The sequence below is a fragment of the Streptococcus sp. HMSC061D10 genome (assembly GCF_001808865.1).
In the GTDB taxonomy this organism is placed as follows: Bacteria; Bacillota; Bacilli; order Lactobacillales; family Streptococcaceae; genus Streptococcus.
Genome location: NZ_KV795020.1, coordinates 119481 through 130530, shown reverse-complemented (window position 1 = coordinate 130530; position 11050 = coordinate 119481). Strand labels below are relative to the sequence as shown.

The following is an 11050-nucleotide window of genomic DNA, read 5'->3' as shown; positions in this document are numbered from 1 at the left end:
TTGCTCTTTGATTTTCATTGAGTATCAGTTGCTTGCCAATTTTTGGGAAACAGTGTATGATAGGAAAGGACCTTTTTGATAAAAGAGTGATAGGGACTAGATGAAAGATAACTTTTATCTCTACAGTAATATCTAGCTCTTTTGACTTAACATAAATAATGAATGAGGATAAAATGAAACAATTTTTGGAAAAAGTGAGTATACTTTCCCTGTCGTTAGTATTAATCACATCATTTTCAATATCAAGTGCCCTACCAGCCATGTTTGACTATTATCAGGGCTATTCGACCGGTCAGGTCGAGCTCTTGGTCAGCCTCCCTTCCTTTGGAATTATGGCCATGCTCCTCTTAAATGGAGTTTTAGAACGACTTTTTCCAGAACGTCTCCAATTAACCTTGGGACTCTTGATTTTATCAATCAGTGGAACAGCTCCTTTCTGGTATCAGGGTTATTACTTTGTTTTTGCGACACGCTTGCTATTTGGGATTGGTGTGGGGATGCTAAACGCCAAGGCTATCTCTATCATCAGTGAACGATACCACGGCAAAACTCGTATCCAGATGCTTGGTTTTCGTGGCTCAGCTGAGGTGGTGGGAGCCTCTATCTTGACCTTGGCAGTCGGTCAACTTTTGGCCTTTGGGTGGACCGCAACCTTCCTAGTCTATGCAGCAGGTCTAGTGGTTCTTGTACTCTTCCTTCTCTTTGTCCCTTATAACAAAGAAGAAGTTCATGAGTCCAAGCAAAAGACAGAAGAAGTAGTAAGATTGACTCGTTCTATGAAACAGTTGATTTTCTTTCTAGCCATCGGGGCTGCAGTCATTGTATGTACCAATACAGCCATTACCTTCCGTATTCCTAGTCTCATGATTGAGGCAGGCTTTGGAGATGCTCAATTGTCGAGCCTGGTACTCAGTGCCATGCAGTTGATTGGGATTCTGGCGGGAATTAGCTTTTCTTTCCTCATCTCTGCCTTTAAGGAAAAATTGTTATTGGTTGCGGGTGTAACCTTTGGTATCGGGCAAATCATCATTGCTCTTTCCCCATCACTCTGGGTGGTGGTTGCAGGTTCGGTCTTAGGAGGATTTTCCTACAGCATCGCTCTTACGACAGTCTTTCAATTGATATCTGAAAGAATCCCAGCAAAACTTCTCAACAAAGCAACTTCCTATGCTGTTTTGGGATGTAGTTTTGGTGCTTCGTTAACACCTTTTGTTCTTTCAGGGATTGGCTTGGTGACTACAGATGGTCGAATGACTTTTATCATTCTAGGAGCATGGATGATTGTGACATCAATCCTTGTTTCTCTCCTATTGAAAAAAGAAGGTTAACAAAAAGAGGCTGGGCAAAAAGTTATTACAATCAGAAAAACGCATACTATCAGGTGTTGAAAAGCCTCGATATTATGCGTTTTATTTTTTTCATTTTCTGATAATACTCTTCGAAAATCAAATTCAAACTGCGTCAACGTCGCCTTGCCGTATATATGTTACTGACTTCGTCAGTTTTATCCACAACCTCAAAACAGTGTTTTGAGCAGCCTGCGGCTTTTCCTAGTTTGCTCTTTGATTTTCATTGAGTATAAAATTGAGTTTTTGCTCAACCTTTTTTTAGTGGTCAGGCGAACATTTGCCAAAAGTAATCAATGATGTAGGTCAATCCATAAGTGTAAACAACCAGGGTAAAGGGCTTGGTCAAGATGATGATGGTCATGTAGCGCTTGAAGCTCATCTTGGTCAGAGCAGCCAGCATACAGAGAAAGTCCGCTGGGCTAACTGGCCAAATCATCATAAAAATAAAGAAACGGTCAAAACGATTGCCCTTATCCAACCAGCCAATGTACTTATCATAGGTGCGCTTGCTGACGACAGACTGAACAAAGGGGGCTCCGTAGAGACGCACCAAGTAAAAGATAATGGCGCAACCAATAACAATACCAATATAGTTGTAAATCGTCCCCACGATATGCCCGTAGATAAAGACACCGGCAACGGATGTCAGAGCACCAGGAATGATAGGAACAACCGTCTGCAAAATCTGTAAAAAGATAAAGAGTGGTGGCCCCCAGATACCGGCCTGTTGGATAAAGGCAGATAGGGTTTCCTTAGAATGCAAGACTCCAGCCTGATAGGCCCAGATACAGAAAATCAAAGTACCAACTCCACCGATGATGGAAGAAATATTGATTGCTTGCTGTAGAAGGGGAGAAACAGCTTTCATTTCTTTATCGTGTGACATGTAAACTCCTCTTGTGTAGTATGATTCTACTATACCATATTTTAAGGAGAAAGACTATATGGGAAACTTCGTGTGACTTAGTCTCAAGTATGGTAAAATGGGAATAAGAAAATGACAGCTTAGAATGAGGAACATCATGTTAGGATTGAAGTTTAATGGCACTTGGCGCAACTATCAAAAGCAGGTTTTGGATAACTTCCAAGAATACCAAGCAGATGGGCATGTCCACATGGTGGCAGCACCAGGTTCTGGTAAAACAACCATTGGGATTGAGTTGATTGCTCGCTTTGATAAGCCTGCCCTCGTTTTGGTACCGACGGTTACCATTCGGGAACAATGGGTGGATAGAATTCGCCAGGCCTTTTTAGAGGATGAGAACCAGGTCACAAGTCTCGTGTCTCAAAATCTCAAGGACATGAAGCAAATCACCATCGCTACCTACCAAGCTTTTCACAGTGCTATGCAACAGGTCCAGTCTCAAGAAGATAACGGCGAGGTTGAGGACTTTGTCGGCTTTGACCTGCTTGCCAGCCTCAAGGAAAGGGGCGTTGAAACCCTCTGTCTGGACGAATGCCATCACTTGAGAAATGAATGGTGGAAAAGTCTAGAAGACTTCCGTAAAAACTACCAGCAACTGCAAGTCATCTCTCTCACTGCGACACCGCCTTATGACAGTGAACCAGAACTCTGGGATCGCTATCTCCAGATGTGTGGCGAGATTGACCAAGAAATCACAGTGCCAGAACTGGTCAAGGAAGACACTCTTTGCCCTCATCAGGACTTTGTCTATATCTGTTTTCCGACTAAGGAAGAGGACAAGCGCTTGGAAGAGTTTGAAGACACCAAGTGGCAGTATGTCAGCCAAATAGTCGTTGATCCTGACTTCCAAGACTTGATTCGGAGTTCCAAGGTTCTCAAAGGGGAAGTTTCTGCGGATATGCTCCTTGAGGATCCCAAGTATCTCTCAGCTCTCCTCATTTATTTACAAGCGCAAAAGCTGGAAATTCCCAAGCATCTACGAGATTTACTGGGAGCTGAAGGCTTGCCTGCCCTCAATTACTACTGGCTCGAAGTCCTCTTGCAAGGCCTTCTATATCAGACTCCTGACTGGTATGAGGATCCGCAGGAGACAAAGAAAAAAATAGAAGCAGAACTGAAATCAAGAGGACTGATTGAAAAACGTCAGGTTTTCTTGGTCAAATCCAAGGCCAATGACCAAATCCTCAACCAATCATTGGGGAAATTATCTGGAATTGCTGATATCTTTGCGACCGAGTATGCTAGCCTCGGAAAAAACTTGAGACAACTAGTCCTAGCAGACTATATTCGTAAGGACTTTACTAACTATCTAGGGGATGATCAAGCACCCATCACTCAATTAGGTGTCCTTCCTTACTTTGAAACCATTCGCAGAAGTGCACAAAAGCAAGGTCTTTCTGTCCCTATAGCAGTCCTTTCGGGAAGTGTGGTTATCATACCTGCCAGTGTCAAGGCTGAACTCGAAGCACTCATCCCAAACACTAGCTTGACCTTCTCTGCCATCGGAAAACTTGACCAAGGGACCTATCTCCAAGTAGGTTTTCCATCCAGCTTTAAGGGGATGGTCGCAGCAGTGACCGAGCTCTTCCAACGTGGTTCTATCCAGGTCTTAGTCGGGACCAAGTCTCTCTTAGGTGAAGGATGGGATGCTCCATGTGTTAATTCTCTGATCTTAGGTAGTTTTGTGGGAAGCTTTATGCTCAGCAATCAGATGCGAGGGCGTGCCATTCGTGTCTGGTCAGGCCATCCAGAAAAGACTAGCAATATCTGGCATCTGGTCGCTATCAAACCTTACAAAAATCCAGTCTTTTCTAAGGAGGATCAAGAAGAACAAGACCTCAATCCTTATCAAGACCTACAAACCCTCGCCCGTCGTATGGACCATTTCCTTGGCTTGTCCTATAAGGAGGATACCATCGAGACAGGGCTGGATCGCTTGGACTTTCCTAAAGCTCCTTTTAAGAAAAGTAAGATTAAAGCCTATAATCAGAAAATCAAGGAACTGTCCAAGGACCGTAGCTCCCTTCGCAAAAAATGGCAGGAGGCGTTAGTAGTTGCGGATAAACTGGAGATTGTCAATGAGGTAGCGACGGATCGTAAGCAAATCCCTCTCTTGACACTAGTGGATGCTGAAAAGTGGGTTCGCTATTCTTTCTTATTGATTGCAGTTAATCTCCTCCTCTATCTCTTTAAAACAAATGGTATTCGTCTGGCTTGGTTAACGGCTATTAGTCTTGTCTTGCTTACTATTGCTCTGGTTCGTTACTTCTTTTACAAGAGTCCTTATGTACGCCTACGTCAGGTGGGTGAAGGTATTCGTAATGCCATGCTAAAGATGGGGCATCTTTCTGATGATCGGTCGCGCGTGCAGGTGGAAGAAGATAAGGATAGCTATTGCGTTTTTGCCTATCTAAAAGGTGGCAGTATGCGAGATAAGGAGCTCTTCTCTCAGACCTTGGGCGAATTCTTTGCTCCCGTGGACAATCAACGCTACCTCTTAGTAGCAAAAAAAGCACCAGAAGGTCAATCCAAGTATTTTGTAGTTCCTAGCCTCTTTGAAAAGCGCAAGGAAGAAGCTCAGCTCTTTCTAGACGCAATCGCACCTCAGCTAGGTGATTACCAGTTAGTCTACACCCGCAACGAAGCAGGCAGAAAAGTCTTACTCGAAGCTCGACTCAAATCCCTAGCCAACAAAAATGACCGCATCATAACTAAGAAAAAGGTAAAAAGTGCGTTGAAGTAGGGAGGGAGAGGAAGTTTTTCTGATAGGACTATGATATAATAATAGATAATTAACCATGTGATAAATTAGAGAGATAGTCTAAAGATATTGTTAGTAAAAATAGACAATTCTGACTAGCAAAAGGAAGTTTTTATGGCAAAGAGAAAAGATTTTTCTGAATTAACCAGGGTTCAAATCCCAGCAGCCTTGCATCTCATGCGTATGGGCTATACCTATCTTCCTCGTAATGGGAAAGAGATTGCAGAAAGAGATCCAGATACCAACATCCTTGTATCTGTTTTTAAGGAGCAATTTTTAAAATTTAATAACTACTTGACAGAGGAAGACTTCGAGAGAGAACTTGCTAACATCAAGCTAGAGTTGGATCAAAATGATTTGGGACGGGCTTTTTACAAACGAATCAGTGGAGAAACAAGCACGACCTATATTGACTGGGAAAATCCTGAAGCTAATACCTTCCATCTAGCCCTTGAAGTTACTTGCCAAAATGGTCAGGATGAATTCCGCCCAGATATTGTTATTTTTATCAATGGTTTGCCTCTTTCTTATATCGAAGTCAAACAGCCAAATGCTGTCCGAGATGGGAAGACTGGAATCCAGTCTGAGCAAGACAGAACCAGATACCGTTTTGAAAATCGTAAGTTCCGTCGCTTCAACAATATCACCCAGTTGATAGCCCTCTCTGATAACTTGCCTTACATCAGTGGCCAAGGTCAGCAAAAACAGGGTTCTTATTACGGTTCGAACGCCTATTCAAAAACCAAGTTTAATGCCTTCAAGGAAGAAAGAGAAGAAGATTTCCTTCATTCCTTTGCCACGCTAACGGAGAACCAAATTGACTTCGTCTTAGAAGATATGAATCGTTTTGCCCTCAAATCTCAACCAGAGTTTACAACAAACCTGAACCCTGATACACCTTGTAATGCCTTTCTATCTTCCTTGTACCAGAAGGAACGCTTGCTCTTTATGCTTCATTTTGGTCTGGTCTATGTTGAAGAACAAAGCAAGGATGGGCAGATGCAACTGCAGAAGCATGTGATGCGCTATCCTCAGTATTTCGCGACACGTGCCATCGAAGAAACGATTGCAAAAGGTGTCAAGAAGGGAGTCATCTGGCATACCCAAGGTTCAGGTAAAACTGCCTTGGCTTTCTTCAATATCCGCTATCTGACCAACTATTTCTCAAAACAGGGAATTGTTCCTCAGTTTTACTTTGTCGTCGATCGTCTGGACTTGGCAGACCAAGCCTTTAAAGAGTTTACCAAACGAGGGCTCAAGGTGAAGCGTATCAACAATTCTCGAGAACTCAATCAAAAACAAGACGGCTATGATGTGGCTGTGGTTAATATCCAGAAATTTAAGGATGATTCAGACCTGACTGACCGCTCTGGCTATGACCTCAATCGTCAAAATGTCTATTTTATCGATGAAGCCCACCGTTCCTACAATGAACGTGGTTCCTACCTGCCAAATCTCTATCAGGCAGATACCAAGGCTATTAAGATTGCCTTGACCGGAACGCCATTGATCACCTATAAGAAAGATGGCAAGACCAAGGAAAGTCATGCGACTACACGTGATATCTTTGGGGATTATATCCACAAATACTACTACAACCAGTCTATAGATGACGGTTTTACCCTACGCTTGATGCGAGAAGATATCGAGACGTCTTATAAGGATAATCTCAGATCTATCAACGAAGAAATCCAACGTGGGGACCTGTCTAAGGAAGATATCTTTGCCCATCCGCATTACGTAGAGCCTATGCTGGACTTTATCATCGAGGACTTTAATCGTGCGCGTGATCTGGTCTTTGATGACCAGACTATCGGTGGCATGATTGTTTGTGATTCGTCCAAGCAGGCGCGTGAGCTTGAAAAGCAATTGGATGAACGTCGTCAAGCTGGTTCAACCAACTTGACCTCAGCTCTCATTCTTCATGACGAGGGAGACAAGGAAGAGAAGAAGGACAAGGTAGACGCCTACAAGGAAGGAAAGATTGACCTTATCATCGTCTACTCCATGCTCCTGACAGGTTTTGATGCCCCTCGTCTCAAGCGCCTCTACCTAGGGCGCAAGATCAAGGCTCACAATCTTTTGCAGACTTTAACTCGTGTCAATCGTCCCTACAAGGACTATCTCTTTGGCTATGTCATTGACTTTGCGGATATTTCCAAGGAGTTTGACAAGACCAATCGTGCCTATCTGGAAGAACTCAACCAAGAGTATGATACGGCTCTGACTGGGGAAAATGGCGAGGATGTCTTTGGCTCGCTCTTTGTATCAGCAGATGAGATTTCTCAAGAGTTGAGCAAGACTGAGCATATCCTCATCGACTATCCAACGGATAATCTAGAATACTTCTCCCAAGCCATCAATGATATCAAGGATAAGAAGCAGTTAATCGACCTTCGCAAGGCCTTGGAGTCTGTCAAGCAGTACTACAATATTGCCCGTCTCTTAGGTTATGAACATCTGCTTGAGCAGATTGACATTGCTCAGATTGCAACCCTGCTCAATGTCCTCTCTAGACGGATGCTGACACTGTCTCTGATCGATAAACCAGACGACTTCTCTAGTCGAACTCTCTTAAATCTTGCCATGTCTGAAACTAGCTTTAACTTTGTCAAGATTGCTGAAGAAGAACTCCGTCTAGCTGCCAATGACCTGGAAGATTTGAAACGTCGAGTTGCCAGTGGTATTAAGAACCAACGCGATGAAAAGGATCCTGAGTGGGTATCTCTCTACGAAGAATTCCAGCGCATCATGAAAAAACATTACATCCATGGGCAAGAAGGCTTTACCATGGAAAATATCAAGGAAACGCAAAAAGACTATGAAGAACTCTTTAAGTCCGTGGAGGATTATCATACTCGTATGAGACGCCTAACCATGAACTTTAACGGAGATGAGATGGCAGCTCGTTCCTATAAGCACGTGACCAACTCAACCACGGTCAGTGAGTTTCCTGCTATCTACCATGTCATCAAGGGTTCTAAAGTTAGACTGGACCGTAAAATCGGTCAAAATCAAGGAGTGCTCGATAACGAGGACTTTCTTAAGAAGATGATTCGAGAAGAAGCTCGGATTGAAATGAAAACCAACCAATCTGCAAGTGCTTTGACAAGAGAGGATTTTAATTATATCGTCGAGTCACTATTTGAAGGATATGAAGAGGAATACCAACACTAATGAATGAAACATACAAAGTCCAAGTCCAAGGCTTGGTAGATGATTTAAAAGCCGTCTTTACCCACGCGGGACTAGGAGGAGAAGCAGGTGAGTATAAACTCCTCACCCAGTCTTTCCTCTACAAATTTTTAAATGACAAGTTTTTGTATCAAGCCAAGGTCCTAGATGAGTTCAACACCTATGAAAACTTGTTGGCTATGAGTGAGGAAGACTATGACTGGCTCTTGGAGGATATCGGTACCAGCACGGCTTGGCTCAAGCCAGACCAGTTGATCGAAAGTCTCCACCGCAAGCAAAACGAATCTGATTTTTACGAAACTTTTGAGAATACTCTCAACCAAATCGCTATTGACAATAACGATATCTTCTCTGTCCATACAGACGGCGACACAGCCATTCGTCTCTTTGATGAGCGTTTGATTACTGATACTATCTCAGATAGCAGTAAGCGTAATGAAGTCGCAAAGGCCATCATCAATCTTCTTGCGCGTGTTAAGTTTGATGAGATCATTTTCTCACAAGGCTTTGACTTTTTCTCTACCCTCTTTGAGTACATGATCAAGGACTACAACAAAGACGGTGGTGGCAAGTATGCTGAGTACTATACGCCTCACTCTGTGGCTAAGATTATCGCCGATATCTTGGTGGGAGATGATAAGCCTCAAAACGTGAGGATCTATGACCCGTCAGCTGGTTCTGGAACCTTGCTCATGAACTTGGCTAGTCGTATCGGTGTGGACAAGACCACTGTCTATAGTCAAGATATATCGCAAAAGTCATCGAATCTCCTCCGTCTTAATCTCATCTTGAATGGACTGCAACACTCCATTCACAATATCGTACAGGGAAATACTATCACCGCTAACCGTCATCCTGAAAAGATGGATTATATTGTGTCTAACCCTCCTTTCAAGCTGGACTTTTCAGAGTGGCGTGACCAAGTGGAGACCTTGCCAGAAGCTAGTGAGCGTTTCTTTGCTGGTGTGCCCAAGGTTCCAGCCAAGTCTAAGGACAAGATGGCGATTTACGAGCTCTTTGTTCAGCATATCATCTACTCCTTGAAGCCAGATGGTCAAGCAGCCGTTGTCTTGCCAACAGGATTTATCACGGCTCAATCAGGGATTGATAAGACCATCCGCCAATATTTGGTGGACAATCAAATGTTGGCTGGTGTCGTATCTATGCCGTCCAATATCTTTGCGACCACAGGTACCAATGTCTCCATTCTCTTTATCGATAAGAAAAATAAGGGCGATGTCGTCCTCATCGATGCTTCAAACCTCGGAACCAAGGTCAAGGAAGGCAAGAACCAAAAGACCGTGCTGTCTTCTGAGGAAGAGCAGAAGATCGTTGAGACCTTTATCAAGAAGGAAGCCGTCGAGGACTTTTCTGTCACCGTTTCTTATGAGGATATCAAGGAGAAAAACTACTCTCTCAGCGCAGGCCAATACTTTGACATCAAGATCGACTATGTAGATATCACAGCAGAAGAATTTGAAGCCAAGATGACAGCCTTTCAAAACAAACTCTCAGACCTCTTTCAGCAATCACATGCATTGGAGCAGGAGATTGAAGAGCAGATGAAGGGGTTGAAGTATGAGTAAGTTAGAAGAGTGTATACTAGGTGATTTAGTTGAGTTTCAAAGAGGATATGACTTGCCAAAATCAAAGTTTGTAGAAGGCAAGTATCCGGTGCAATCATCAAATGGTATCTTAGGCTATCATAACGAGTATAAAGTAGAGGGACCTGGGATTACAATTGGTAGAAGTGGTACAGTTGGTAATCCTCACTTGATTAGAGAAAATTTTTTCCCTCACAATACTTCACTCTTTGTTAAAGAATTTAAAGGGAATGATATTGAATATATATATTATTTATTGCAATATTTGGATTTAGGTAATCAAAAATCTGGTTCTGGTGTACCAACAATGAATAGAAATCATTTACATCCGATTAAGGTTAGGTCTTATCGTGATAAAACATACCAACAAAGGACTATTAAAATTCTATCTTTAATCGATAAGAAAATCCAAATCAACAACCAAATCAACCAAGAGTTGGAAGCCATGGCTAAGACCCTCTATGACTACTGGTTTGTGCAGTTTGATTTCCCAGACCAGAATGGCAAACCCTACAAATCATCAGGCGGAAAGATGGTCTATAACCCAGAACTCAAACGCGAGATCCCTGAGGGGTGGGGAGTGACCACATTTTCAAGTTGGATTTCAGACAATAAAACGGGAGATTGGGGGAAAGAGACTAGTGAAGGAAATTATACATTAGAGGTTGATTGTATTCGTGGTGCTGATATAAATGGCTTGTCAGGAAATGGGAAAACAGATATGCCAACACGTTTTATCCTAGAAAAGAACAAAAATAAACTGTTGACAGATTTTGATATTGTTATTGAAATATCTGGAGGAAGTCCCACTCAATCTACAGGTCGTATAGTAGGTATCAGTGAAAATGTATTAAATCGATTTGATTTACCTTTAATCTGTTCAAATTTCTGCAAGGCGGTTTCACTAAAAGAACAAGAAACCTTCTATAACTTTGTATATGAATGGAAAAATCTATATGACAATGGTGTTTTATTTAGTTGGGAAGGAAAGACAAGTGGGATAAAAAACCTACTGTTTGATTCATTTGTTACTAACTATCACATTGCGCAACCACCAATTGGTTTAATGGAACAATTTTTCGATTACGCATATTCGGTAGATAGAAAAATACAATTATTATTAAAACAAAACCAAGAACTTACCCAACTTCGCGATTGGCTCTTGCCAATGCTGATGAATGGACAGGTGAAGGTGGAAAATTATACAGATTAAGAT

Annotated in this window: 6 protein-coding genes; 5 read left to right on the top strand and 1 reads right to left on the bottom strand. The window is 42.5% G+C overall.

The genetic code is table 11. The features are described 5' to 3' along the window. Positions 1-173: 173 nt before the first annotated feature. The gene (locus tag HMPREF2728_RS07275; RefSeq protein WP_075227500.1) at positions 174-1328 is read left to right on the top strand and encodes an MFS transporter; all 1155 of its coding nucleotides are present in this window, start codon (positions 174-176) and stop codon (positions 1326-1328) included. A 286-nt stretch (positions 1329-1614) separates the two neighbouring features. On the opposite strand, the gene HMPREF2728_RS07270 is transcribed toward HMPREF2728_RS07275, so the two are convergent. Further along, positions 1615-2235 (bottom strand): TVP38/TMEM64 family protein, encoded by a 621-nt coding sequence (locus HMPREF2728_RS07270; protein ID WP_045763499.1) that lies wholly within the window; start codon positions 2233-2235, stop codon positions 1615-1617. 136 nt (positions 2236-2371) lie between these two features. On the opposite strand from HMPREF2728_RS07270, the gene HMPREF2728_RS07265 reads away from it, so the two are divergent. From HMPREF2728_RS07265 to HMPREF2728_RS07250, 4 genes are all read left to right on the top strand, one after another. Next, positions 2372-5017: a DEAD/DEAH box helicase family protein gene (locus HMPREF2728_RS07265; RefSeq protein ID WP_075227499.1), complete on the top strand. Its 2646-nt coding sequence runs from the start codon at positions 2372-2374 to the stop codon at positions 5015-5017. Positions 5018-5149: 132 nt separating this feature from the next. Next, positions 5150-8212: a type I restriction endonuclease subunit R gene (locus HMPREF2728_RS07260; protein ID WP_075227498.1), complete on the top strand. Its 3063-nt coding sequence runs from the start codon at positions 5150-5152 to the stop codon at positions 8210-8212. Next, the gene (locus HMPREF2728_RS07255; RefSeq protein ID WP_075227497.1) at positions 8212-9816 is read left to right on the top strand and encodes an HsdM family class I SAM-dependent methyltransferase; all 1605 of its coding nucleotides are present in this window, start codon (positions 8212-8214) and stop codon (positions 9814-9816) included. The genes HMPREF2728_RS07260 and HMPREF2728_RS07255 overlap by 1 nt, the downstream gene beginning before the upstream one ends. Continuing rightward, positions 9809-11047 carry a restriction endonuclease subunit S gene (locus HMPREF2728_RS07250; protein ID WP_075227496.1) on the top strand — a complete coding sequence of 413 codons (1239 nt, stop codon included), beginning with the start codon at positions 9809-9811 and terminating at the stop codon, positions 11045-11047. The genes HMPREF2728_RS07255 and HMPREF2728_RS07250 overlap by 8 nt, the downstream gene beginning before the upstream one ends. Positions 11048-11050 lie beyond the last annotated feature (3 nt).

Excerpts from the sequence above, each read along its gene's own strand:
- HMPREF2728_RS07275 (WP_075227500.1), top strand. The coding sequence starts at position 174 with ATGAAACAATTTTTGGAAAAAGTGAGTATACTTTCCCTGTCGTTAGTA.
- HMPREF2728_RS07270 (WP_045763499.1), bottom strand. The coding sequence starts at position 2,235 with ATGTCACACGATAAAGAAATGAAAGCTGTTTCTCCCCTTCTACAGCAA.
- HMPREF2728_RS07265 (WP_075227499.1), top strand. The coding sequence starts at position 2,372 with ATGTTAGGATTGAAGTTTAATGGCACTTGGCGCAACTATCAAAAGCAG.
- HMPREF2728_RS07260 (WP_075227498.1), top strand. The coding sequence starts at position 5,150 with ATGGCAAAGAGAAAAGATTTTTCTGAATTAACCAGGGTTCAAATCCCA.
- HMPREF2728_RS07255 (WP_075227497.1), top strand. The coding sequence starts at position 8,212 with ATGAATGAAACATACAAAGTCCAAGTCCAAGGCTTGGTAGATGATTTA.
- HMPREF2728_RS07250 (WP_075227496.1), top strand. The coding sequence starts at position 9,809 with ATGAGTAAGTTAGAAGAGTGTATACTAGGTGATTTAGTTGAGTTTCAA.